Here is a 25,324-nt window from a genome sequence, read left to right as displayed (position 1 = left end):
ATGAAGCTATGATGGGCATATGTATTGGCACGTAGTATCTATGGTCTTTTCTTGGATCTAGAGGTGAAAATGATTGTTAGCTTAAACATAGACCAAAGGGATTATAGGAGAGGGGGCTGCGAAGATGAACTACTACAGGCTACTAGTAGAATTGCTTTCTAAATATAGTAATACAACTGAATGCTTACATAAAAAGGGCGAATTGGTTTCTAGACCAATTCGCTCTATAAATTATCGAATACTCATTTTAAATTCTAAAAACAGCTCATTATATTTACCTAAGTAATCTGGGCCTAAGTTTTTATAGACCTCTAATGTATCACGTTGCTCTTCAGAAGGGTAATAGCGTTCATCAGCAACTACTTCAGGGTCCATTAAGTCCATCGCAGCGATATTAGGCGTCGAATAGCCAACATAATCGGCATTTTGAGCACCAGATTCAGCACTTAGCATAAAATTGATAAAGGCATGTGCACCATCAATATTTTTTGAGGTTTTTGGTATAACCATATTATCGAACCATAAATTGGAGCCCTCTTCAGGAACAGCAAAGTCCAACTCTTCATTTTCAGACATCATGTCCGCTGCCTGACCAGACCAAGTGAGGGCCACTGATGCTTCATTATTGATCATTAATGGTGTAATTTCATCCCCAATGATCGCTTTTACGTTTGGCGCAAGTGTAATCAGCTTGTCAGTTGCTTCACGCAATTCATCGTTATCCAATGAATTCAAGGAGTGTCCAAGACTATTTAAACCCATCCCAATCACTTCGCGGGCACCGTCTACTAAAAATACTTTTCTTTTTAATGAAGGATCCCATAAATCGTCCCAGGAGGAGAAATCTAAGTTCCCAACTAGCTTTGGATTATATACAATTCCTACTGTTCCCCAGAAGTAAGGAACTGAAAATTGATTGTTATCATCGAATGGTAAATCTAAAAAGTATGGATCGATATTTTTAAAATTCGGGATTTTTGCTTTGTCTAAAGGAATCAATAAATTATCTTCCTTCATTTTTTCAATCATATACTCAGAAGGGACAGCAATATCATACGCTGTACCACCTTGCTGTATTTTAGTCATCATAGCTTCATTGGAATCAAATGTTTCATAAATGACATGAATACCTGTTTCTTTTTCAAACTCTTTCAATAGATCAGGATCAATATACTCTCCCCAGTTAAAGATGGTTAAAGTGTCTTTTCCACTTTTTCCTCCACCCGCACTTAAGGCGTCAGCAGCATAAAATAAAAGGGCAGAAACAACAAGTATAGCGATGGTCGCTTGAATTAATGACTTCATTGTTGTCCCTCCGTTCTTTTGCTTGTGCGACTTGTAATGAAGTAATAGCCAACCACAACGATAACTGTTACAAAGAATACTAAACCGGAAATAGCGTTAACTGTTAGAGATATTCCCGCACGAGCCATAGAGTAGATTTCTACCGATAATGTACTGAAGCCATTGCCGGTTACGAAAAATGTCACTGCAAAATCATCTAATGAATACGTAAGAGCTAGGAAGAAACCTGCAAAAATACCTGGCTGAATATAAGGTAAAATGACACGCATCATAATATCCTTTTTGGTTGCTCCTAAATCTAATGCCGCATCAATTAGTGATTTATTCATTTCTAACAATTTAGGTAAAACCATTAACACTACAATGGGTACACTAAACGCTACGTGTGCTAATAATACTGAAGCAAAGCCTAATTTAATGCCCACCATTGTAAATAAGATTAAAAAGCTTGCACCAATGATGACATCTGGACTGACAATTAAAACATTGTTTAAGGACAATAATGTATTACGCATTTTTGAATCCTTGACTGTTACAATACCGATTGCTCCTAACGTTCCAATAATAGTAGAAATTAGAGCTGAAAGTAATGCTACGATAACGGTATTAATTAAAATAACAAGTAGCCTTGAATCTTCAAAAACAGCCTGATAATGCTCTAAAGTAAAGGACTCAAAGTTATTCATGGAGCCACCACTATTGAACGAGTAAAAGATTAAATAGAGAATGGGTGCATACAGAACGATAAAAACAATCGTTAAATAGACTTTGGCTGATGCAGAAAGTTTGTTCATCGTACGCGACCTCCTTTATCTTTTTGTCCCGTAATAAGCATAATGATTACCATAAATAAAATTAAGAACACGGCAATAGTTGAACCCATTCCCCAATTTTGTGTCACAAGGAATTGCTGCTCAATCGCTGTACCAAGGGTGATAACACGATTTCCTGCAATTAAGCGAGTAATCATGAAAAGTGATAGAGCAGGGATAAAGACAACCTGAATACCTGATTTAACGCCATCCATTGTCAATGGCAAAACAATGCGACGGAATGTTGTAAAAGCAGATGCGCCTAAATCACGAGACGCATAAATAAGTGTTGGATTTAAACGATCTAAAGAGTTAAAGATCGGTAAAATCATAAACGGAATAAAAATATACACGGATACAAAAACAAAGCTAATATCTGTAAAGAGCATTTGCTTTGGATCAAAGCCAAACACTTCGATAAATGCATTGATCGGCCCGTATAAACCAAAGATACCGATAAAGGCATATGTTTTTAACAATAAATTAATCCATGAAGGAATAATAATAAGCAATAACCAAAGCTGCTTGTGTTTCGTTTTTGTTAAAAAGTAAGCAGTTGGATATGAAATTAATAATGTAAAGAATGTAATTAAAAATGCATACCAGAACGAGCTTAATGTCATTTTTAAGTAAACAGAAGTGAAGAACGCTTTATAATTATCGAGCGTGAAATTGCCATGTAAATCGAGTAGGGAATAATAAACAACGAGTGCAATCGGCGCGATAACAAAAAGGGCAATCCATAAAACATATGGAAATAACGCTGATTTTGCTGTCTTAGCTTGCATCTTCGTCGTCTCCGTACGATTCTAATCGTTTATCGAACTCTTCCTCTGTTTCATTTAAGCGCATTACATGAATCGCCTCTGGATCAAAGTCTAAGCCAATTTCTGTCCCTACTTCAGCTTTTTTCAACGAATGGACTAGCCATTCATTGCCATCTTTATCATACGTAGATAGCTCATAATGGACGCCACGGAATAATTGTGTATCTACTTTAACAACAAGTTTCCCCTTATCAATAGTCGTCATTTCTAAATCCTCAGGGCGTATAACGATATCAATTTTCTCATTTGGTTTCATACCTTGGTCAACACATTCGAAAATTTTACCTGCAAATTCAACCTTGAAATCTTCTATCATGACACCAGGCACTATATTGGATTCACCGATGAAATCTGCTACGAAGCGATTAATAGGTTCATCATAAATATCTACTGGTGTACCAGATTGTTGAATTTGTCCTTCACTTAAAACAAAAATTTCATCACTCATAGCGAGTGCTTCTTCCTGATCATGCGTAACGAAAACAAAGGTTTTGCCAAGACGTTGCTGTAATTCACGTAATTCGTATTGCATTTCTGTACGTAATTTCAAGTCTAATGCTGAAAGTGGTTCATCCAGTAAAATTACTTCAGGGTCGTTAACGATAGCACGTGCAATCGCTACACGCTGACGCTGACCACCAGACATTTCGGAGATTTCACGATTGCCATAGCCTGCTAAATTGACAAATTTTAAAGCCTCCGCAACACGTTCTTTAATTTCCTTTTCAGGTAACTTCTTAATACGTAGTCCGAATGCGACGTTTTCAAATACATTTAAATGAGGGAACAGCGCATAATCTTGAAAAACAGTATTCACCTGACGTTCATTGGCAGGAACAGAATTTATTTTTTTATCATGGAAAAACACATCCCCTGTTGTAGGCTCTGTGAAACCAGCAATAATTCGTAAAATGGTTGTTTTCCCACAACCAGATGGGCCAAGGAGAGTATAAAATTTGCCCTTTTCAAGCTCCAAGTTAATATTCTTTAAGACAACTGTTCCGTCACTATAAGACTTGGATACATTTTCAAAACGGATAATGGAATTCATTGTCATTGATGCGCCTCCTTAAGCTATAAATATGAATCCGTTGCAACGAGTAAAATTTTCGTTTCAGCAGCATGTGCATTAAAAATTTGGTGATGGTCTGTCGCGTCAAAATAAAGAGCATTGCCTTCACTAGCGATATATTGTTCATTCCCTAAAACGAGACGAATACGCCCTTTCACTACATAAATAAATGTTTCCGAGAGTGATGGCTCAAATTGCTTGAATTCGCCATTGGCTTCAAATGTTAAGAAAATAGGCTCCATTTCTTTTTCGTTGGATGTAGGGATGAGCCATTGAATTTCGTATTTTTTTTCTTCATCCGTAAAGATGGACTGATCTTCCTCTGTATAAACAACCTTTTGTTCAGGTGTTCCATCATCAAAAAATTCCTTAGGTGTCGACCCTAACACTTCTAATATAGAAAAAAGTGTTTCAATAGAAGGTGAATTCAAATCACGTTCTAATTGGGAAATATAGCCCTTACTTAAATCTGTACGTTCTCCAAGTTCCTCTTGGGTAAGACCTTTTTTTAAACGAAGCGCTTTAATTTTTGCTCCTATTTGCATCTTTTCCCTCCTAGAAGAAGTTTAGCAATGATAAACTTTTGAAATATGAAGTTTACTTTAACGAAACTTTTAGTTTACTAAAACCATTACAATTATACATAATAAATAAAAATTTGCAATCGTTTTTTATGAAAAAAATCGCTGTAAAATGTTAAAAAAGGAGTCATAAATGTAGTGGAGAAAAAATTTGTATAAAGGAGAATATAGTTGTCAAAAATAGCTAATAAATAGGATGTAGCAGAAATTCCAATTTTGGATTTGACGATTTTTTGTCGACTCACTACAATCTGGTAATGGGGCGGAGCTTACTTGTTTGAAAAACTACGTTTACTCTGCTATCGTAGAAGACGAGTTCGCTTGTGCGAATGGAATAGAATATATAAACTACATATTTATTCGGAGGGATTTATTATGGCAGAACGCATGGTAGGTAAACAAGCACCTGACTTTACAATGGAAGCAGTACTTTCAGACAAATCATTTGGTAAAGTATCATTAGAAGATATTAAAGCACAAGATAAATGGACAGTACTTTTCTTCTATCCAATGGACTTCACATTTGTATGTCCAACAGAAATCACTGCAATGAGCGATCGTTATGACGAGTTCGAAGACTTAGATGCAGAAGTAATCGGTGTTTCTACTGATACAATCCACACTCACTTAGCGTGGATTAATACAGACCGCACTCAAAATGGTCTTGGTGAATTAAAATATCCATTAGCTGCGGATACAAACCACCAAGTTTCTAAAGATTACGGTGTGTTAATTGAAGAAGAAGGTATCGCGCTACGTGGCTTATTCATCATTAATCCAGAAGGTGAATTAAAATACCAAACAGTATTCGATAATAACATCGGCCGTGATGTTGATGAAACGTTACGTGTACTTCAAGCATTACAAACTGGCGGTCTTTGCCCAGCAAACTGGCGTCCAGGTCAAGCAACTCTATAATAAAATAGAGTTGCGTCATGATGTAACAAATAAAGAGTCCCCACGACATGCTTGTGGGGACTTTTAAGTGAAGTGGCGAGTGCTAATTTACTTTATCTTAGATGGCAATATTTTTTGGGAGGAGTTTTACCCAACATTTAATGTATCTAAAGAACAACGATTTAATAGAGGAGGATTTTTCATGAAACTTCGTGAACAAATGCCAGAGCTAGTTGGCGCAACAACTTGGTTAAATGGTGAAGTAACAAAAGCAGAACTAGTAGGCAAAAAACCAACATTAATCCATTTCTGGTCAGTGAGCTGTCATTTATGTAAAGAAGCTATGCCAGATGTTAATAATTTCCGTGATCAATATAAAGATGAGCTAAATGTTGTAGCAGTACATATGCCACGTTCTGAAGCAGATACTGATTTAGAGACGATTAAGGCAGTAGCGGCTGAGCATGACATTGCGCAACCAATCTTTGTGGATAGCGAAATGAAGTTAACAGATGCTTTTGAAAATCAATATGTACCTGCTTATTTTGTGTTCGATAAAGATGGTCAGCTGCGCCATATGCAAGCTGGTGGTAGCGGTATGAAAATGTTAGAAAAACGTGTAAATCGCGTACTAGACGAAATGCGTAACGCTGAATAATCATAGTTAGTGATGACGGGGATTTAGGTCCTCGTCTTTTTTTATGTTTGAAGCGTTGTCCAACAATGACGAACCGCGTCTTGTTTTGACAATACATATCGCAAAGAATACGCTACAATGATGGTATAGTAGTTTTCGGAGGGATTTTTTATGATGAAAAAAGAGTTTGCGGTCATTGGGCTTGGACGTTTTGGGGGGAGTATAGTTCGTGAATTAATGAGTCAGGGTGCTCAAGTGATGGCAATCGACCATTCTTCAGAGCGTGTAGACGAATTTGCTTCTATTGCTACACAAGCCGTCATTGCAGATTCAACAGATGAATCGGTTCTAAATTCATTAGGTATTCGTAATTTTGAACATGTGATTGTAGCAATTGGTGAAGATATTCAAGCAAGTATTTTAACAACCATTATTTTAAAAGAAATTGGTGTTGAGCAAATTACAGTAAAGGCTCAAAATGATTACCATGAGAAGGTATTGCGGAAAATTGGTGCCGACTTTGTAGTCCATCCTGAAAGAGATATGGGTATTCGTATTGCCAATAATATGCTATCGAATACAGTACTAGATTATTTAGAGCTTTCAGATGAACACTCTATTATGGAATTAAAGGCGAATGATGCTATTGCCGGATATTCGATTATGGATTTAGATATTCGAGCTAAATATGGGATTAACATCGTAGGGATTAAGCGTGGTGCTGATATTATCGTATCACCTCAAGCAAGTGATAAGATTTTATTGGGAGATATTATGCTTGTAATTGGTGCTGATGTTGATATAAATCGTTTTGTAAAAAAGGCATTGAATGGGTAATTGGCAATGACAAAACGAAGATGGAGACTAATTATATTTGCGGCTATTTTACTGATCGGAATTTTTGTTATGCAATCTCGTGAAAAAAATGAGCAGGAAGCGATTTCTCTTATTTTAAATGAAGCTACAAAAATTGATTCAATCGAATTATTCCAAGGGGAACAAACGGTATTTCGAGGGTCTGACGGCGAGGCGAAGAACTTTATTGAAAAATACCCTTTAAGTCATGTAAAGAAGCTTTCTAAAAAAGAACGAGCAATTTTTGAAGAAGAGCCCGCCTATCATATTGTTTATAAAATAAAGGACAAACCGCTTTATGAAGTGGACATTTTAAAGGTAGCGATTAGCTCTGAGCTAAGCGAAGAATTGCAACAAATGGTTTTTCCAATCGGTGACGATCAATATATGATTTATTGGGCTCAAGAGAAAAAAGTTTTAGAACAATCAACCAATACTCAACGTTTACTTGAGCAATATCAACATTAATGAAGGTAGTGACACAGCACGTATGGCTGGTCACTATTTTTTAGTTTATAGAAAAGTAATATTTGGAAAAAATGTTTGATTTCAGTATGGCAGTTCGATTAAACTGTGACATAAAGAAGGGGGTAAAATACATGAGGTTTATGTCTAATCGATGTGTGATCGAACGTATACAATCAAAACATTTCATGGATATTCAAGGGCTCTACACAAATGAAAGCGTCAGAGAGTATCTTGGAGGAATTCCACAAAAAAACTATATCGAAGCTTCCTTTAGAGGCATGCTAGAGGCACCATTTCCTAATACATATTTTTATATCTCATTAAAGAAAACAGGGGAATTTATAGGCCTTGTATCCATCGATGAGTATCATGAGCATGAGATGTATGAACTTTCCTATCAATTTTTACCCGAGTATTGGGGGCGGGGGTTAGCATTTGAAGTTCTAACGCAAGTGATTGAGGAAGGTTTGACGTATTTAAATATCTCCTCTATCGTGGCAGAGACACAAACTGCTAATCGTGCATCTTGTCGACTACTCGAAAAGCTAGGGATGAAAAAAGTACAGGTACTTGAAAGATTTGGTCGAGAGCAAGCGGTCTATAAATTAAAAAAAACGAGTGCTGTCACTAGACAAATTGTTGCCATATCAGGCGGAGGATTCTCTCAGCAAATCCCTTCATTTGTTGACCATTATATTTTGAGTCTAATTAAGACAGCTGAACGCATCAAAATTTGTTTTATTCCAACAGCAAGTAATGATGCACAGGGGTATATCGATAAATTTTATTCAGCTTTTACACATTGTGATGCTACTCATATTTTGCAGGAGGACATGAATGACATACAAATTCGAGAAAAAATATTGGCACAGGATATTATTTATGTAGGCGGAGGAAATACCAAGCATCTTTTAGATAAATGGCATGCCTATCAATTCGGGGAGCTATTGAAGGAAGCTTATAAAAGCGGCGTTATTTTAGCTGGCATGAGTGCTGGGGCAATGTGTTGGTTTGACAAATGCTTTAGTGAAAATCAACACAATCATTATGAGGAATACAACGGACTAGGGATATTATCAGGAACTTTTTGTCCACATTATGATGATCCTGAACGAAGCAGGCTATTTAATAGCTGGCAAAAAAATAATGCAACATTGCAGGCATATACGCTGAATGATGCAGAGACGCTTCATTTTAACAATGAAAAACTAGTTGCTAAAATCCAATGCTATTAAAAGGGAAGAAGATTATGGTCAGGTCAAACATGCTAAAGCTTTAAAAGCAGAGATTGGGGGTTTTAGATAATCTTTTCTAATGGATAAAGACAACAAATAGGAAGTGAGGTACTTTACATGCGAATACGAGAAGCAACAAGAAATGATAGTATTCAAATTATAGCAGTTATGACAAATGCGGAGGCATCCAATCTGATGTTATTTGGTCCTGGCGAGCGAAAAATGGAGCCCGAGACATTTGCAAATTATTTAGAAAAGCTTTATCATAGCCGTCATTCAGCATTATTCGTAGCAGAAATAGATGACAAGGTGGTGGCTTATTTAATTGCACAAGGGAATGAAGCAACAAGAATTGCTCATCGTGCTTATCTTGTCATTGGCATCCATAGTCATTATAGGGGCAGAAAAATTGGATCAGCCTTATTTAATCATGTAGAACAATGGGCTAAAGAGAATGGTATCCATCGTCTCGAGTTAACGGTTATGGAAAATAATGAGGCTGGAGTTGCTTTATATAAGAAAATGGGCTTTGAGATAGAGGGAACGAAACGGGATTCCTTGTATGTGGATGGACAATATATCAATGAATATTACATGTCAAAACTTATCTAAGAAATGGAGTAAAAGATGACGACTATCGGTATTTTTTCACCTTCCTCTCCAGCGACGGTTTCTGCGTCGAAACGTTTTGAGCGTGCAAAAGCATTTCTAGAAGAGAAAAATTTTCATATTGTAGAAGGTTCTCTTACTGGCAAATCTGATTATTATCGCTCAGGCTCACCAAAAAAACGAGCAGAGGAATTAAATGAATTACTCCGCAATCCTAGTGTGGATATTATTATGTCTACGATTGGAGGTACCAATTCCAATAGTATGCTTCCTTATATTGATTATGAGGCTTTCCAACGAAACCCAAAAATGATTATAGGTTACTCTGATGCAACAGCCATTCTACTGGCACTTTATGCGAAGACTGGTATTTCAACATTTTATGGTCCAGCGCTCGTGCCATCCTTTGGTGAGTTTGAACCATTAGTCAACGATACATACAAATTTTTTGAGGAGTATTTCTTGCAGCCTCAAACACTCCCTTATGAAATACAGAAGCCTCCTTATTGGTCAGATGAGCCAGTCAATTGGCTAGAGAAAACAGTAGAGAAAAAGGTAATCAAGAATGAATGGAAAACCGTTCGAGAGGGAGTTGTAGAGGGAAGACTAATGGGGGGGAATGTAAATGCCATGTATGGTTTTATTGGGACACCTTATTTCCCTGTCATTGCTGAAGGTGACATTTTATTAATGGAAGATTGTATGAAAAATGCAGCGATCGTGGAAAAGAATTTTGCGATGCTCAAATTGCACGGAATTTTTGACAAAATAAGTGGAATTATTTTGGGTAAGCATGAATGTTACGATGATCTAGGAACCGGACGCCAACCATCTGATATTTTACTAGAACAATTGGACGGTATAAACATACCTATTTTGGCGGAAGTGGATATTTGTCACACACAGCCTATGCATCCGATAGCAATCGGTAAACGAGTGAGGCTAGATGCTACAGCTAAAAAGATATACTGTATCGAACAATGGTTATAAGTACAAAGCCTTGCTAATTTGGCAAGGCTTTATTTATGATGGATTCCTTACATCATCATCAGTTATAGCGTACATTTTGACATTTTTATATTGTCCTTTAATGAACATACTTTTGCGTAGCAGCCCTTCAAACTGCATTCCGGATTTCTCCATCACTTTTTGAGAACCAATGTTTTCTTCCAAGCATCTCGCTTGAATACGTACGAGTTTCAATTCTTTAAATCCAAAGTCAATCAGCTTTTTTGTGGCCTCCGTTGTTAATCCTTTATTCCAATAATCTTCCGAAAGAACATAACCGATTTCCCCCAATTTATGTGTGTGATTAATCGTTACAAAGTCGATGGTTCCGATTAGAGTCCCAGAATATTCAATACCCCAAAGTAAATGATTTTCTTGTTCGTACCCACTTAATATGAGCATCATAAAAGCTTTAGTGTCCTCTATACTTGTATGGGCATGCCATGTAACATAACGGGCTACGTTTTCTCGAGAAGTATAAACGAACATAGCCTCTACATCCTGCTGGGTAATAGGTCTTAAAAGTAGCCTTTCCGTTTTCAAAATGGGTATAGTATATTGCATATGTTTTCCTCCCTTAACATTAGAGTATACAAAAAAGCTGACCTCAGAATGAATGGGGTCAACTTTTTCTAACAGGCAGATGAGGGGATATTTATCATCTGTGGACACATCTTCTAGGCAAAATTTCTCTTTACGGATAGCGCTTATCGGTTGCAGAGGAGTCCTTTGTTTTCGTTTTATGCTGTTCATCTTTGACTTTTTCATTTAGTTCTTCGACAGGTATAGGATCAACAGTTTTCATATCCTCATGTTTATCAAAAATACTTTCCTTCCCTGTATCCAACACATCGGGATTGTTTGTATAGCGAGTTTTTGATTGTTTTTTATTAGTCATTTATGATCACCTCTTACTATACACTTTCACCATTTTACTAGAGTTTAAACATAAGTGTTATTCATAGTCTACCCTTGGATAAAAAACATAAGAAGGGCAGTGAAACAGCCATGACTGTTTCACTGCCCTTTTTCTTAGGATACTATAGTGGCCTTCCCTTGAAGGGCACGTTCTTCCATTGTTACATCAAATTCTTTTTCGGATTTTGATACTACAACACATGCTACGCCATTACCAATTAAATTTGTAACAGCACGAGCCTCAGACATAAAACGATCGACACCAATTAAAAGTGCTATTCCCTCCACTGGTATCATTGGGAAGGCAGCTAAAGTTGCTGCTAATGTAATAAATCCTGACCCAGTTACACCCGCTGCACCTTTAGAAGTAATCATTAAAATTCCAAGTAGTGTAATGATTTGAATCCAAGTTAGGTCCATCCCATATGCTTGTGCAATAAATAAGGCAGCCATTGATAGATAAATGGAAGTCCCATCTAGATTGAAGGAGTACCCAGTAGGAACGACTAAACCTACAACCTGCTTCGAGCAGCCATAATTCTCAAGCTTTCGCATCATAGATGGTAGAGCAGATTCAGAAGAGGAAGTCCCAATTACTAAGAAAATCTCATCTTTAATGTAAGCAATAAATTTAAAGATATTAAATCCAAAGAACTTTGCAATGCCGCCTAAAATAAAGACAACAAATAAAAACATTGTAATATATACGGCAGCCATTAATAGACCTAGATTACCTAAAGATTTTAATCCAAAATTCCCAATTGTATAGGCCATTGCACCAAAAGCTCCGATTGGTGATATTTTCATAACCATACTGACAATCTTGAAGAAAATTTCTGCTACTTGCTCAAAGAATGTGATGACTGGTTTTGCAGGTGCACCGATTGAGGCAGCTGCTAAGCCAAATAAAATAGCAGAAAATAGAACAGGCAATAGTTGACCAGTTGCTAATGCGCCAACTACATTTTCGGGAATAATACTAGAGATAAATGCACCTAAGCCCTGCTCAGATTCAGCTGCAGCAGTTGTATATTTCGAAATATCAGCATCAGATGCACCTGATGTATCTAAACCTGTACCAGGACTTACAATTAAAGCAACAGCAATGCCGATTGCTAAGGCAATTGTAGAAACGATTTCGAAGTAAAGTAATGCTTTACCTCCGATTTTCCCGACCTTTTTCATATCTCCCATACTGCCAATTCCAATAACGACTGTTAGGAAGATAATTGGAGCAATTAACATTTTAATTAATTTAATGAATAGATCTGCTAAGATTTTTAAACTAGCACCAAACTCGGGGAAAATGGCTCCGACAATAATCCCAAGGATGATAGCTGCTATAACCTGAACAGTCAAATTTTTCAGTAACTTCATTTTTTGCTACCTCTTTTCTAAATTTTCTCTTTGATATCGCTTTCACTAGAATCATCATAGCGAATACTTCATAAAAAAAGAGATTTAGAAAATAAGAAACATAACGTTCATTAAGTACATTTCCTTATATCCACATATAAATATAGTAAAATCAATAACTATCTCTGTTATGGTACGCTATAGTTAATATATTATTGTTATAATACAAAAGCATAAAGTAATAATAAAGTTCATTATAAATAATCAAATAATAATATTGTTCATTAAATTCAATATTTTCTGCTACTTATATAGACTAAAGTGTTGTCAAAAGAATTTTTTGCAGATAATCTTAAAACCATATCATAAAAAGTGTGTCACTACTAATGAGAATGCGAATTTGAAAGGAAGGAACTATTGAATGATGAAAATGCCTGTGAACGGCAAAATACTGTTAGTGACATTTTTAATCATTGCACTCTCTTTTTTACTAGGTGGTATTTTTGTACTCGGTAACTTATTATCTGAACAGGAAAAAGATTATGGTCAGCGAGCAATGCTTGTAGCACGAACCGTATCGAATGTACCAGAGTTAAGTGTTCATTTGAACAATGACAATATAAAAGAATCCGCGAAAAATATTAATAAAATAGTAGATGGCATTAGGGTGATTAATAAAGCAGAGTATATTGTTGTGATGAATATGGAACGTATTAAATTATCACATCCAGTAAGTAAGGAATTAGGAGAGCGTAGTGAGTCGCAGGATTTAAATGCAGCATTTAGTGAGCATTATTATGTATCAAAGGCACGTGGAGAATCGGGTGTTATGATACGCGCTTTTGTGCCCATTATAAATGACAAAAGGGAACAAGTGGGGATTGTAGTAGTAGGCTATTCATTACCAACTTTGCCAGAAATGCTACAAAGCTATGAGCGAGAAATTATGATTACCATTGTTATCTCGCTGATTTTCAGTATTTTTGGTGCATATACACTTGGACGGCATATAAAAAAACAAATGTTTGGGCTTGAACCTCATGAAATTGCAAAAATGTATGTGGAAAGAACAGAAACGTTTAATGCTATGCATGAAGGAATAATAGCCGTTGATAAGGAAATGAATATAACGATTTTTAATGAGAAAGCGGCTGTTATTTTAGGCGTTACTAGGAAAATAGAGGACTGTATTGGACAAAAAATTTATGATGTTTTGCCCGATACCCGTTTGCCTGAAATTGTTGAAACAGCAACACCTGTTTATAATCAAGAGCTGTACATTAATCATCATAGTATCTTAAGTAATCGTGTACCCATTATTGTGAATGGCGAGTTAGTCGGTGCAGTTGCTATGTTTAAGGATTTAACAACTGTGAAAAAGCTTGCGGAGGAAGTAACAGGTGTAAAGGCCTTTGTTCAAGCATTACGTGTGCAAACCCATGAGCATAAAAATAAGATTCATACAATTGCTGGGCTATTACAATTGGGACATACAAAGCAAGCGCTTGAATATGTTACAGTCACTACTGAAATTGAAGCATCCTTGACGAAATTTTTAAACGAACGCTTTCATAATGAAAATATTTCAGGTTTGCTATTAAGTAAAGTAAGCTATGGAAAAGAGCTTGGTATCGAGGTTGAGATTGATCGAAAAAGCCATTTTAAACGCTTTCCTCCTCTATTAGATCACCATGATTTTGTTGTGTTACTCGGCAATTTAATCGAAAATGCTTTTGAGGCTTTAAATGTCCTTTCGAAGGAAGATAAGTATGTAGCCATCTCTGTAGATGAGCATGATGGCGTCTTAGCGATAGGAGTTTCCGATAATGGAATTGGCATGTCCAAAGAGGTACAGGATCGTATGTTTGAAAATGGATTTTCGTCAAAGGCTAATGAAAATCGGGGCATTGGCTTGCATTTAGTCTATGAAATTGTAAGAAAAGGCAATGGAGATATTGAAGTAGTGAGTGAATTTATGAAAGGAACAAGTTTCTTAATTTTATTTGAGTTAGGAGAAGTATAGATGGATGTAATAAATGTCTTATTAATTGAAGATGATCCAATGGTACGTGAAGTGAACAGGCAATTTATTGAGCAAATCCAAGGTTTTTCATTAGTTGGCTATGCTAGTAATGGTATTGAGGGAATTCAAAAAATTAAACAATTAACCCCTGAGCTTGTCTTTATGGACATTTTTATGCCAGAGCAAGATGGCATTATTACGTTAGGGAAAATCAGAGAGGAGCATCTTCCTGTCGATGTGATCGCGGTAACTGCCGCGAATGATATGCCCACTGTGCAACGTATTTTACACTTAGGTGTATATGATTATATTATGAAGCCTTTTACATTTGAGCGGATTGAGCAAACTTTAAAAAATTATCAAAGCTACAGGAAAAAAATAAGCGGTATGCAGGATTTAACCCAACATGATGTAGATCATCTTATGCAGCAACGTCTTCCGGAACAAGTTGTCGTTACAACGACAGGAGCGGAAGCAATGATTATAGCGGAGCTACCAAAAGGGTTTAATCGAGCTACTTTAGATAAGGTACTTGCCTATATTCAAACAAGTGGAGGGGCAGTATCTGCCGAGGAGGTATCTACTTATATAGGTACAGCACGTGTTACTGCTAGACGCTATCTTGATTTTTTAGAAAAGCAAAATCTATTAAAAGTAGATATCCAATATGGAAGTGTAGGACGTCCTATTCATCGTTATTATATTTAATCATTAGTTTTCTAGATTTATAGGTGGAAAAGTAATCCCCTTTACATGTATGTGACTCTAAAAAAATAGAGCCCATATAGTCATTTTTATTTCTCTAATATATAGAGGGATGAAAATGGCCTTTTTTGATGTTGGCAATTTAGGAGCGTAACATTGAGCAATAGTTTATTTACTAGTATGAATAGTAGTACCTTACTTTGACAATACATATAGCAAAGAATACGTTACAATATGGAAATGGTCCGTTACCTTAAAAAGTAAAATGGTTTAGGTAAAAGAAAATTTTTAAGTTAGCTTATGGGAAGTAGGTTAGGCATATGTTTAACGTTCGAAAAGAGGCACTGTTGAAATTTTTGAAAATATTATTCCCAGTAATACTTTTGGCGATTGCTATTTATGAAATTCAACAAACAGTGAGTGGGATAGATGTTCATTTACTACAAAAAGAAGTGAATGAGCTGCAGCTATGGGAGCTTTTATTAATTTTTCTGATCACCTTTGTCGCAATTACGCCAATGATATTTTACGATGTTATTTTAGTAAATATATTAGGTATTAAAATCAATAAACGTAATTTGCTTAATCATTCATTTATTGTCAATACCTTTTCAAATCTTATTGGCTTTGGCGGGTTAGTAGGTATATTCTTACGTGATTACTTTTATTCAAAATATAAAGAAGATAAAGAAGGCATGATAAAAAGTATTGCTTCGGTAACACTGTTTTATTTAACTGGAATTTCTTTGTTAACGTGGGTTATGTATATATTCTTTTGGGATTTTCCGTTGCTCAAAGAAGAGCGATGGTTATCGATTGCTGTTATACTGGTCAGCCTATATGTACTAGCTTTTTGGGCGACGTATCTGATTCGCTATAAAAAGGAAAGTTCTTTAAAACCAAAACTATCTCTTCAATTAATGATCACTTCAGTAGCAGAGTGGCTAGCTGTATTTTTCGTGATCTGGGCTTTAACACTTATCGTGAAGATTCCAATTGGTTTATTAGCATTAATTCCCATATTTTTAATTGCTTCTAGTGCAGGAATAGTCAGTATGATACCTGGCGGAGTTGGCTCCTTTGATCTCGTTTTTTTATGGGGAACACAAAGTATAGGAATTGCTGATGAAAAGGTGCTGTTTCTATTAATTTTGTACCGTGTCGGCTATTTTGTTCTACCATTTTTAGTTTCCGTACTCTTATTTATTAAAGAATATTGGATGCGTTGGAATGAATCTTGGGATGACTTACCTACTATTATTTTTCAGAAACTCAGCCATACGCTATTAACCATATTGGTGTTTATAGCTGGCATTATTTTATTGCTATCTGCAGCTTTGCCTGGGGTACTAAGTCGTCTAAAAATTGCTCAGGAGTTTTTATCCTCGCCCATTATGAATGTATCCCATCAATTGACCGTGGCAGCTGGCTTTATACTGTTAGGATTATGTAGGGGAATCAAATACAAAGTAAAAAGGGCATACCAGCTCGCGATTGTGGTGCTAAGTAGTTCGGCGCTATTTTCAATTTTTAAGGGTTTTGATTATGAGGAAGCGATTTTTTTAGTCATTGTCGCAGTGTTATTAATGGTGTCCAAAAAGCAGTTTTATCGAGAAAGTTATGTTTTGACGTGGGGGATTGTCATAATTGACCTTGCTGTAGTAACTGTTATCACAGCGATGTATGTGGTAATTGGCTATGTCAATTTACCCTCGGCTAAAATTCATTTTCCTAGTGCCCTACAAGACTATATGATAACCGATTATCAGGACCTCTTTAATAGTGCGATCATCGGCATTCTGATCGCCATTGTTATTTTTTATATAGGTTATTTTATACGGACACCTAAAAAAATGGTAAAGCTTTTATCTAAAGAGCAGGAGGAAGCTATTAAAGATCATTTGAAGTCCTATGGAGGAACGGAGTATTCACATTTGATTTTTTTGCATGATAAATTTGTACATTGGAATGAAAAAGGAACTGTTTTATTCTCTTATCAAATTTATGCAGATAAGATTATCGTTCTTGGAGATCCGGTTGGTAATGAATCTGATTTTTTATCTGCTATCCAGGAATTTTTGGAATTGGCTGATCGTCATGGCTATACACCTGTCTTTTATGAAATTAACAATAAAATTTTCTCTGCATTACACGAGTATGGATATAGTTTCTTTAAGCTTGGCGAGGAAGCCTTTGTAGATTTAGAGAAATTTACGTTCACGGGTAAAGAAATGAAGGGCAGTCGAGCGATAAGAAATAAGTTTGAACGGGAAAATTATATAGTAGAAATAATGAGTCCTCCTTATTCTCAGGAAGTCATGAAGGAATTGAAAGAGGTTTCAACAAAATGGTTGCAGGGAAGGGCAGAGAAAGGTTTTTCACTTGGTTTTTTTGATGAACACTATTTAAGCACTTCCAAGATTGCTGTTTTACGTGGCGCGCAAGGAACGTTCGGCTTTGCTAGTATTATGCCTATGTATGATCAAGGCGAAAGGGTGTCAGTAGATCTGATGCGTTTTAAGCCAGGATCACCATCTGGAACAATGGATTTCATTTTCCTATCATTATTTGAATGGGCAAAATCGGAGGGCTATCGTGACTTTAATATGGGGATGTCGCCTTTATCCAATGTCGGACAGTCTAAATATTCCTTTTTAAGTGAAAAAATAGCTGCGCAAATCTTTCTACACGGACAGTATTTTTATCATTTTAAAGGATTAAAAAACTTCAAGTTAAAATATGCAGATTTTTGGGTACCCAAATATGTAGCCTATCGGAAAAAATCTTCATTACCATTCACGATGGCACAAATCACATTGTTAATCGGGCAAAAGAGAAAAAAGTAAGTCATGTAGACTTAATAATTTTTTTACGTGAATAGATATCATTCAGGTATTGAAGCAAGAAAGCAGGGCTTTCAACTGTAGGAAAACTCAATGATTTTTGAGTTTTCCTACAGTCTTTTTTCTTTTACAATGAAATAAAGTAACGCCTTTGATTTCCACTACGGGCGGACGCTTTCCGCGGGCGGGGTCGAGCTGCTTCCCTCGCTGCGCTCAGTCCAGGATCTCGACTTTCCCGCTTTTCCCGCAGGAGTCGCCGCCCTCCGTTCCAATCAACTTCTACATAAAAACTCCGTATTCAGGAAAAGCATGGTATGCGATGGACAACCTTAAGAGGTCCTGAAAAATTGTCCATGCAGGCGATGCTTACATTTGCTGCCATGAAATAGCAACTATGCTCGAAGAATATATTGAAAATGGCAGTTATTTACCAAATATTGAAAAATAAAAAAGAAGGAAAAATGACAAAAGCCGTCTAGACTGAACTTCTCGATGACTTTTGTCAACAGTCTGAGCCCTGCATAAAGCAGGCTTTTTAGCGTCTAAAATATAAAAGCTAAGTTTTAATTATTTTTTTATCAACAGCAATGATCTCTTATACGAAGTCTTCACTTTTTTTCTAGTGTTTCAACATCCATATGCTCAGCAGTAGGTCTGCCAGCTTTTAATAAGACTTTACTGCCCAAAAGGAAAAATCCTTGGATAAATAAGAGGATTCCTGTACCGATAAGTAGCCACTCGATAGCAATAATATCTGCAATTGGACCGAAGATTAGCATACCTAAAGGCATCATAGAGGTAGATATCATACTGAGAATGCCAAATACTCTTCCCATATAATCACTATCCACTTTTTCTTGTAATAACACCGTTGCGGGTGTGTTAAAGATTGGCATAGCTATTCCAGTAACGGTCATGATCATAAGATACAGCCAAAAAAACGGTATGACTCCTAGAGCCAATGTACAAAGACCAAATAATAAGGCAGATAATGTCATCGTATGCACTTTATTTTTAAAGCCACCCCATGTTGCGATTGCAATACCACCCATTAACATCCCAATGGCAAAGGCCATCTCGATGGCAGTCAAACGCCAGACATCATTACCAAAGCTACGGGTAACTTGTAAAGGTGTTAAAAAGGCAGCAGGTGCAGCAAGCAGCATGAAAAAGGCAAAGAACAAGAATAGATGTTTTAAGAAAGCATGCTCTTTAATGTAGATGAAGCCTTGTTTCATATCACTAAAATAACCTGTTGTTTGTGGCTGATTAGCTTTTGCATGCGCAGGAATGTGCAGAAATATTAAGAAGATAGCGATGGCAATAGCAGCCGTCGTAACATCAATAAAGAAAATAGACTCGATTGAAGCCATCGTTAATAATGCTCCACTTGCCATAGGTGCAAGAATCATAATAAAAGCTTGAATACTACTATTTGCACCATTAACTTTCATTAAATGCTCTTCAGGTACAAATTGCGGTAAAATAGCGCCAACCGCTGGTGTTTGAATACCTGCACCAACTGCACGTACCGCTGATATAACAAATAGTAGCCAGAGCTCATCATAGCCGATTAAAAATAAAATAGCTAAAATGAGCGTGGATAAGGCGATCAGGCCATCTGCCAAGATAATAAGCCATTTTCGGTTATAGCGATCTGCCCAGACACCAGCAATAGGTGCTAAGAAGAAGGTTGGTAAAAAGCCACAAATAATCGAAATGGTCATCATGCTACCTGATTGCGTTGTAAGCGTGATATACCATGTAATGGCATATTGTACAAGAGCAGAGCCAAAAAGTGAAATCGTTTGACTACTTAAAAAAAGTATTGTGTTACGTTTCCAATGTTCCAAATTCGTCATCCCTTTCTAACAGTAGTGCCTGTGTGGAAAGTAAAAAGACAACAAAAAAGAGGGGAGTAGAAGCCCCTCTTTTCCAGTATTCCTAAAACAGACTAGACCTAATTCCATTTTCCTTGCACAGCAGGCAAAGTGTACGCATATTTAATTAGTAATGTGAAATCGTAGTCTAATTGAAGCTGTCATTTGGAATACCCTCCGTTCTATATAAGCTGTGTTGATTGTAGCATACAGTTCATGACTGGGTAAAGAAAGAATCAAACAAAAATTAGCTTGAATTTTAAAATAAGGAAATTGTAACAATGATTATATAAACTTGGAATAATCATGTATATATAGGTCATCTATTTTTTGAGGGGATTATAATTATACATATTTTGGGGGTATCTAGTCGAGATTTTGGAAAAGAATTAATTTGTTTCATGCTTCTTATAAATTAATGGGAGTAATTAAGATTACATGACTTGAACCACCAAGTGAAGAAGTTGCTTCGGGGACGTGCATATAGCGAGAACTTATCATATACTAAAATAGAAAAATAGCAAATGGAGGAAATATGAGAAAGAAAAATAGTAAATGGAAACTTATTGCTTTAGTCGCTATGATTTTGGTGTTTTGCCTATCCGCAATCCCAGCTAATACAGTGAAGGCAAGCACGACACAGCCGAAAAGAGAAATGCGGGCTGTCTGGATTTCAACGGTTCTTAATCTTGATATGAAAGCAGGTATGACGAAGGAGCAGTACACGGCTTGGGCACGCCAAACATTGGATCAATTAAAAGCCAATAAATTCAATACTGTTATTTATCAAGTAAGGCCAACAAATGATGCAATGTATGCGTCTGAGCTAGCCCCATGGTCGTCCTACATAACAGGGAAAAAGCAAGGTACAAATCCCGGTTACGATCCTCTTGAGATAATAGTAGAGGAGTCACATAAACGAGGGATGGAATTGCATGCTTGGATGAATCCTTATCGTGTAACAATGTCTGGACAAAAGCTAACTGACCTTGCTGCCGACAACGTAGCTAGAACACATCCAAACTGGGTTGTTAAATATGGCAAACAATATTACTTAAATCCTGGCTTACCTGAGGTGCAAGACTATTTAGTTGAAATAGTAAGTGAGCTAGTAGCCAATTATGATGTTGATGCCGTTCATATGGATGATTACTTTTATCCATACAAAATCGCTAATGAGGTTTTCCCGGATCAAGCAGCTTATAAAAAATATGGTGCTTCCTTTAAAAAAGTGGAGGATTGGCGAAGAGATAATGTGAACAAGCTTGTAGAAAATCTTTATACAGCTATTAAAGAAACAAAGCCATATGTACAATTTGGTATTTCACCATTTGGAGTATGGCGTAATAAATCATTGGATAACACAGGAAGTGACACACGAGCTGGTGTCAATAATTACGATGATTTATATGCAGACGTCAGAACGTGGATTCAAAATGGCACGATTGATTATATTACCCCACAAATTTATTGGTCCAGAACATTGTCTGTTGCGAAATATGGGACATTGCTGAATTGGTGGAGCCACGAAGTACAAACATATGCAAAAACGCACCCTGTTCATCTATACATTGGACTGGCTGATTATAAAGTTGGTAATGACAGTGATGCTGCATGGAAAAATAAAATGGAATTGCCAAGTCAAATACTAGAAAATCGTTCAGAAAAGGTAGCAGCCGATGGGCAAATGCATTTCTCGTTAAGAAGCTTTCAAAATAATAAATTAGGCTATGCAACAATTGTTAGTCAACAATTATATAATTATACGGCATTGACTCCAGAAACAACTTGGAATGATGACACAGTGCCGAACAAGCCGACTTATGTAGAAGTGACAAAGGAAGCAGCAGGTCGTAAGGTTGAAATTATTGACGATAATGAAACACAGCCACGTAAGTATGTTATTTATCGTTTTAAAGGGAATAAAGAAGGTTCTTACCATGACCCTCAAAATATAATGGATGTTGTTTATAATAAGGATGGCATCACTCAATTTGTGGACAAGTCAGCTCTTGCTAAGCAAAGCTATACATACGGCATTACGGCTGTATCTGCTACAGGTATAGAAAGCAAGGAAGCTTTTGTAGTGAAAGAAGTTCAATAAATAATAAAACAGCTACTCAAGTGATTAAACCGCATGAGTAGCTGTTTTTTATTAATTTTCTTCCGTATCTTTACGATTTTTCTTTAACATTTTTGAAAGCATTTCATACACAATTGGTACAACAACTAATGTTAATAGAGTGGAAGATAATAAACCGCCAATTACAGTAATGGCTAAGTCTTTTGATATTAATCCACTACCACCAGAACCCAGTGCCATAGGAACCATCGCACCGATTGTTGCAATGGCTGTCATAAGAATCGGGCGTAAACGAGTAGCACCGGCTTCTAGAATAGCTTCACGCATGGCTAGACCATCATGTTCCATATGAATAATACGGTCAACTAATACGATGGCGTTGGTCACGACGATACCGATTAACATCAGTAGACCCATCATAACAGAAACAGAAATCGTTTGACCGGTTACGAATAAACCAACAAATGCACCGATTACGGCAAATGGAAGTGAGAAGAGAATAGCGAAAGGAGCTAAACCTTCACCGAATGTAACAACTAAAATGAAGTATACAATCGCTATTGCCGCTAGCATAGCAACACCCAGCTTCGTGAATGTTTCTTGCATATCTGCTGCAACACCAGCAACACCTGTTGTTACACCTTTTGGTAAATCTAATTTATCAATTTTCTTATCGGCAGCAGAAGTTGCTTTTGAAATATCATCGCCGATAATCGTACCGGATACAGTTGCGAAGTATTCACCTTTTGAACGAGATAGTGAGTTAAGAGTTGTACCTTCTTCAACATCTACTAGCTCACCAATAGTCATCGTTGTGCCTAATGCTGTTTTAATTTCAGTTGCTAAAACATCATCAAGCGAAGTCGCGGCTGCTTTAGCATCACGCTGAACAATGACATCAATATCTTTTCCATCATTTTTCACCTTTGTTAAAACTTCTTGTGATGTATTGGCATTTAAAGCCATCACAATTTGAGCCGTTGTTAAACCATATTGAAGGACATTTTTCTGTTCTACTTTTAGTACATTTTCTACATATGGATCTTCATTATCAGATTTAATATCTTCTAGGCCATCCACATCTTTTAAAGCACCTTCAACTTGATTGACAGCATCTCGTAGTTTATCTAAGTCATCACTGTATAGTGTGTAGCTTACTTCGTTTGAAGACATAGACATTGAAGAGAAATTCTGAGATTTCCATTCTCCTGATTGACCGATATTAAATACATAGTCTTCCACTTCTTCACGTGCTTTAGGGAAGTCTTTCATATCTGGATCAAAGATTAGGTACATTAAAGCACCGCCAGCGCCTCCGCCCATCATCATGGCTGATGGATCGACATTGTTCGCATCTGTAATGGAAACTTGTAAAATATCAATGTCTTTACGTTTCATTAATTCTTTTTCTACTTTTTCAACATTAGCCGCAGTTTCATCTGCAAGCTCACCAGTTGAAGGGGTATAAGTTAGGTACATAACTTTTTCTTCCTGTGATCCCATAAAGCTAAATCCAATTAAAGGAGTTAACGCTAGTGAACCTACAAGTAAGAAAATGGCAATTAGAGACGTGATAATTTTATGATTTAAAGCTTTTTCTAAAACACCTTTGTACCATGTTGCTAGTTTACCAACTTCTTTATGCTGGCTTTCTTTTTTCTCACCGTATAATTTTTTACGGAATAAGAAATGAGATAATGCAGGTACAATAGTAATTGCTACTAATAATGATGCACCTAATGCAAACGTCATTGTCAGTGCAAATGGCATGAATAATTCACCAACCATACCACCTACAAAAATAAGTGGAGCAAATACAGCCACTGTCACTAATGTTGACGAAAGAATCGGTTTAAACATTTCAATTGTTGCTTCACGAATTAATGTTCGACCTGTTAATTTCTCTTGTTTTAAATGGATACGTCGATAAATATTTTCAACAACTACAATCGAGTCATCGATAACACGTCCGATGGCAACGGTAATCGCACCAAGGGTCATAATATTTAATGTAATATCCATCCAGTTTAGCAGTAGTAGTGCCATGAAAACTGAAACTGGGATTGAAACAATCGAAATAATTGTTGATTTGAAATCTCGTAAGAATAACAAGATAATTAATACAGCAATTGCACCACCAAATACTGCCTTTTCAATCATAGTAAAGACAGAATCTTCAATTGGGGCACCTTGGTCAAGAGAGATATCGACGTTTAGGCCATCTAAACGTTTTTCTTCATCTTTCATAAGGTCTTTAACGGCATTAACAACAGTTACAGTGTTAGCATCTTGACCCTTAACGATTTGAATTGCAATAGCATCTTGACCGTTTGTGCGGGACACAGATTGTACTTTACCTTCTACTTCAATCTTTGCAATATCACCTAGACGAACAAATGGTGAAGGATTTGTTGCTGAAGGTGTGACTGGAATTAATAAATCTTTTAGTTCATCTACGGATTGTACTTTACCGTCTACGGAAACTGCTTGTTCGCCAACAGTAAATTGATATAATCCAAGTGACAATGACATATCGCTTGCTTGAATCATTTGCTTGACTGATTCCTCTGTTAAACCTAATGCGGCCATTTTTTCTTCATCATATATAAATGATACTTGTTCAATATGCTGACCTGTAATGGTTGCAGAGGCAACACCATCAATTTTTTCAATTTTAGGAAGTAAAACATCTTCTACTGTAGACGTAAGATCGACAATATCTTCCTTAGAACTACTTACGGATAGAGCTACTACTGGCATCATATTCATGCTGATGGCCATAATAGTTGGCTCCTGGGCACCTTCAGGTAATTTTAAATTATCTAAAGCTGCTTCTAACTGACGCTTTTTTTCATCCATATCAATGCCATAGTCGTATTCAACTTGCACTTGTGCTACGTTGGAAGAGGATGTTGAGTAAACTGCCTTCACATCTTCTAAACTTTCTATAGATTTCTCGAATGGGATGGAAAGATCATTCATGACTTGTTCAGGCGTTGCACCAGGATATACGCCCATGACAATTAAGTATGGGATTGAGATATCAGGTATAGATTCCATTTTCATTCTTGTACCGGAATAAATACCAGAGACAGTGATGATAATTGTTAATAACCACACTGCCAATTTGTTTTTCAATACGAAATTAACTAAACCTTTCACCTTCACACCTACCCTTTATTGACTAACTAAATTCAATTATTTATACTA

Annotated in this window: 21 protein-coding genes; 11 read left to right on the top strand and 10 right to left on the bottom strand. The window is 36.5% G+C overall.

What is annotated here, in order from left to right; all coding sequences use genetic code 11:
• Positions 1 to 231: 231 nt before the first annotated feature.
• The 5 genes from C9J29_RS02320 to C9J29_RS02300 are packed head-to-tail and all read right to left on the bottom strand — an operon-like array spanning position 232 to position 4,561.
• Complete coding sequence (locus C9J29_RS02320; RefSeq protein ID WP_008174091.1) at positions 232 to 1,305, bottom strand: ABC transporter substrate-binding protein; 1,074 nt, start codon at positions 1,303 to 1,305, stop codon at positions 232 to 234.
• The gene (locus tag C9J29_RS02315; RefSeq protein ID WP_008174089.1) at positions 1,302 to 2,099 is read right to left on the bottom strand and encodes an ABC transporter permease; all 798 of its coding nucleotides are present in this window, start codon (positions 2,097 to 2,099) and stop codon (positions 1,302 to 1,304) included. Before C9J29_RS02315 ends, C9J29_RS02320 begins: the two co-directional genes overlap by 4 nt.
• A complete protein-coding gene (locus C9J29_RS02310; RefSeq protein ID WP_090001991.1) occupies positions 2,096 to 2,905 on the bottom strand; it encodes an ABC transporter permease in 810 nt (269 codons plus the stop codon). Before C9J29_RS02310 ends, C9J29_RS02315 begins: the two co-directional genes overlap by 4 nt.
• Positions 2,895 to 4,001 (bottom strand): ABC transporter ATP-binding protein, encoded by a 1,107-nt coding sequence (locus tag C9J29_RS02305; protein ID WP_043989687.1) that lies wholly within the window; start codon positions 3,999 to 4,001, stop codon positions 2,895 to 2,897. Before C9J29_RS02305 ends, C9J29_RS02310 begins: the two co-directional genes overlap by 11 nt.
• Positions 4,002 to 4,018: 17 nt before the next feature.
• On the bottom strand, positions 4,019 to 4,561 hold the full coding sequence (locus C9J29_RS02300; RefSeq protein WP_008174085.1) for a helix-turn-helix domain-containing protein: 543 nt from the start codon (positions 4,559 to 4,561) through the stop codon (positions 4,019 to 4,021).
• A gap of 411 nt (positions 4,562 to 4,972) precedes the next feature.
• Between C9J29_RS02300 and C9J29_RS02295 the strand changes: the two genes are divergently transcribed.
• The 7 genes from C9J29_RS02295 to C9J29_RS02265 all read left to right on the top strand — a co-directional run bounded on the left by C9J29_RS02295 (position 4,973) and on the right by C9J29_RS02265 (position 10,288).
• The gene (locus C9J29_RS02295) at positions 4,973 to 5,515 is read left to right on the top strand and encodes a peroxiredoxin (protein WP_008174083.1); all 543 of its coding nucleotides are present in this window, start codon (positions 4,973 to 4,975) and stop codon (positions 5,513 to 5,515) included.
• 181 nt (positions 5,516 to 5,696) lie between these two features.
• Positions 5,697 to 6,152 carry a TlpA family protein disulfide reductase gene (locus C9J29_RS02290; protein ID WP_025113759.1) on the top strand — a complete coding sequence of 152 codons (456 nt, stop codon included), beginning with the start codon at positions 5,697 to 5,699 and terminating at the stop codon, positions 6,150 to 6,152.
• A gap of 153 nt (positions 6,153 to 6,305) precedes the next feature.
• Positions 6,306 to 6,968, top strand: coding sequence for a potassium channel family protein (locus C9J29_RS02285; protein WP_004224679.1), 663 nt, complete (start codon positions 6,306 to 6,308; stop codon positions 6,966 to 6,968).
• Between the two features lie 6 nt (positions 6,969 to 6,974).
• Positions 6,975 to 7,454 carry a hypothetical protein gene (locus C9J29_RS02280; RefSeq protein ID WP_043989686.1) on the top strand — a complete coding sequence of 160 codons (480 nt, stop codon included), beginning with the start codon at positions 6,975 to 6,977 and terminating at the stop codon, positions 7,452 to 7,454.
• A 131-nt stretch (positions 7,455 to 7,585) separates the two neighbouring features.
• Entirely contained in the window at positions 7,586 to 8,689 is a 1,104-nt protein-coding gene (locus tag C9J29_RS02275; RefSeq protein WP_107921541.1) for a GNAT family N-acetyltransferase, read from the top strand.
• Between the two features lie 117 nt (positions 8,690 to 8,806).
• Complete coding sequence (locus C9J29_RS02270) at positions 8,807 to 9,301, top strand: GNAT family N-acetyltransferase (RefSeq protein WP_107921540.1); 495 nt, start codon at positions 8,807 to 8,809, stop codon at positions 9,299 to 9,301.
• Between the two features lie 15 nt (positions 9,302 to 9,316).
• Positions 9,317 to 10,288 (top strand): S66 family peptidase, encoded by a 972-nt coding sequence (locus tag C9J29_RS02265; protein WP_089985226.1) that lies wholly within the window; start codon positions 9,317 to 9,319, stop codon positions 10,286 to 10,288.
• A gap of 33 nt (positions 10,289 to 10,321) precedes the next feature.
• Here the strand turns inward: C9J29_RS02265 and C9J29_RS02260 are convergent, their stop codons facing one another.
• The 3 genes from C9J29_RS02260 to C9J29_RS02250 form a co-directional block, all read right to left on the bottom strand.
• Entirely contained in the window at positions 10,322 to 10,870 is a 549-nt protein-coding gene (locus C9J29_RS02260) for a GNAT family N-acetyltransferase (protein ID WP_089985228.1), read from the bottom strand.
• A gap of 130 nt (positions 10,871 to 11,000) precedes the next feature.
• Entirely contained in the window at positions 11,001 to 11,204 is a 204-nt protein-coding gene (locus C9J29_RS02255; RefSeq protein WP_012293071.1) for a hypothetical protein, read from the bottom strand.
• A 134-nt stretch (positions 11,205 to 11,338) separates the two neighbouring features.
• Entirely contained in the window at positions 11,339 to 12,601 is a 1,263-nt protein-coding gene (locus tag C9J29_RS02250) for a dicarboxylate/amino acid:cation symporter (protein ID WP_089985229.1), read from the bottom strand.
• 400 nt (positions 12,602 to 13,001) lie between these two features.
• Between C9J29_RS02250 and C9J29_RS02245 the strand changes: the two genes are divergently transcribed.
• The 3 genes from C9J29_RS02245 to mprF all read left to right on the top strand — a co-directional run bounded on the left by C9J29_RS02245 (position 13,002) and on the right by mprF (position 18,154).
• Complete coding sequence (locus tag C9J29_RS02245) at positions 13,002 to 14,603, top strand: ATP-binding protein (protein WP_107921539.1); 1,602 nt, start codon at positions 13,002 to 13,004, stop codon at positions 14,601 to 14,603.
• Positions 14,604 to 15,311: a response regulator gene (locus tag C9J29_RS02240; protein ID WP_008174055.1), complete on the top strand. Its 708-nt coding sequence runs from the start codon at positions 14,604 to 14,606 to the stop codon at positions 15,309 to 15,311.
• A gap of 317 nt (positions 15,312 to 15,628) precedes the next feature.
• Positions 15,629 to 18,154, top strand: coding sequence for a bifunctional lysylphosphatidylglycerol flippase/synthetase MprF (gene mprF / locus C9J29_RS02235; RefSeq protein WP_107921538.1), 2,526 nt, complete (start codon positions 15,629 to 15,631; stop codon positions 18,152 to 18,154).
• Positions 18,155 to 18,759: 605 nt separating this feature from the next.
• On the opposite strand, the gene C9J29_RS02230 is transcribed toward mprF, so the two are convergent.
• Complete coding sequence (locus C9J29_RS02230; protein WP_008174050.1) at positions 18,760 to 20,013, bottom strand: MFS transporter; 1,254 nt, start codon at positions 20,011 to 20,013, stop codon at positions 18,760 to 18,762.
• Between the two features lie 553 nt (positions 20,014 to 20,566).
• On the opposite strand from C9J29_RS02230, the gene C9J29_RS02225 reads away from it, so the two are divergent.
• Positions 20,567 to 22,135 (top strand): glycoside hydrolase family 10-like protein, encoded by a 1,569-nt coding sequence (locus tag C9J29_RS02225; RefSeq protein WP_008174048.1) that lies wholly within the window; start codon positions 20,567 to 20,569, stop codon positions 22,133 to 22,135.
• A gap of 51 nt (positions 22,136 to 22,186) precedes the next feature.
• Here the strand turns inward: C9J29_RS02225 and C9J29_RS02220 are convergent, their stop codons facing one another.
• A complete protein-coding gene (locus C9J29_RS02220; RefSeq protein ID WP_107921537.1) occupies positions 22,187 to 25,276 on the bottom strand; it encodes an efflux RND transporter permease subunit in 3,090 nt (1,029 codons plus the stop codon).
• Positions 25,277 to 25,324 lie beyond the last annotated feature (48 nt).

The organism is Lysinibacillus fusiformis, assembly GCF_003049525.1.
Taxonomy (GTDB): domain Bacteria; phylum Bacillota; class Bacilli; order Bacillales_A; family Planococcaceae; genus Lysinibacillus; species Lysinibacillus fusiformis.
This window is presented reverse-complemented; position numbering and strand designations above follow the sequence as displayed.

Coding starts and splice junctions, on each gene's coding strand:
- C9J29_RS02320 (WP_008174091.1), bottom strand. CDS start 1,305: ATGAAGTCATTAATTCAAGCGACCATCGCTATACTTGTTGTTTCTGCC.
- C9J29_RS02315 (WP_008174089.1), bottom strand. CDS start 2,099: ATGAACAAACTTTCTGCATCAGCCAAAGTCTATTTAACGATTGTTTTT.
- C9J29_RS02310 (WP_090001991.1), bottom strand. CDS start 2,905: ATGCAAGCTAAGACAGCAAAATCAGCGTTATTTCCATATGTTTTATGG.
- C9J29_RS02305 (WP_043989687.1), bottom strand. CDS start 4,001: ATGACAATGAATTCCATTATCCGTTTTGAAAATGTATCCAAGTCTTAT.
- C9J29_RS02300 (WP_008174085.1), bottom strand. CDS start 4,561: ATGCAAATAGGAGCAAAAATTAAAGCGCTTCGTTTAAAAAAAGGTCTT.
- C9J29_RS02295 (WP_008174083.1), top strand. CDS start 4,973: ATGGCAGAACGCATGGTAGGTAAACAAGCACCTGACTTTACAATGGAA.
- C9J29_RS02290 (WP_025113759.1), top strand. CDS start 5,697: ATGAAACTTCGTGAACAAATGCCAGAGCTAGTTGGCGCAACAACTTGG.
- C9J29_RS02285 (WP_004224679.1), top strand. CDS start 6,306: ATGAAAAAAGAGTTTGCGGTCATTGGGCTTGGACGTTTTGGGGGGAGT.
- C9J29_RS02280 (WP_043989686.1), top strand. CDS start 6,975: ATGACAAAACGAAGATGGAGACTAATTATATTTGCGGCTATTTTACTG.
- C9J29_RS02275 (WP_107921541.1), top strand. CDS start 7,586: ATGAGGTTTATGTCTAATCGATGTGTGATCGAACGTATACAATCAAAA.
- C9J29_RS02270 (WP_107921540.1), top strand. CDS start 8,807: ATGCGAATACGAGAAGCAACAAGAAATGATAGTATTCAAATTATAGCA.
- C9J29_RS02265 (WP_089985226.1), top strand. CDS start 9,317: ATGACGACTATCGGTATTTTTTCACCTTCCTCTCCAGCGACGGTTTCT.
- C9J29_RS02260 (WP_089985228.1), bottom strand. CDS start 10,870: ATGCAATATACTATACCCATTTTGAAAACGGAAAGGCTACTTTTAAGA.
- C9J29_RS02255 (WP_012293071.1), bottom strand. CDS start 11,204: ATGACTAATAAAAAACAATCAAAAACTCGCTATACAAACAATCCCGAT.
- C9J29_RS02250 (WP_089985229.1), bottom strand. CDS start 12,601: ATGAAGTTACTGAAAAATTTGACTGTTCAGGTTATAGCAGCTATCATC.
- C9J29_RS02245 (WP_107921539.1), top strand. CDS start 13,002: ATGATGAAAATGCCTGTGAACGGCAAAATACTGTTAGTGACATTTTTA.
- C9J29_RS02240 (WP_008174055.1), top strand. CDS start 14,604: ATGGATGTAATAAATGTCTTATTAATTGAAGATGATCCAATGGTACGT.
- mprF (WP_107921538.1), top strand. CDS start 15,629: ATGTTTAACGTTCGAAAAGAGGCACTGTTGAAATTTTTGAAAATATTA.
- C9J29_RS02230 (WP_008174050.1), bottom strand. CDS start 20,013: ATGACGAATTTGGAACATTGGAAACGTAACACAATACTTTTTTTAAGT.
- C9J29_RS02225 (WP_008174048.1), top strand. CDS start 20,567: ATGAGAAAGAAAAATAGTAAATGGAAACTTATTGCTTTAGTCGCTATG.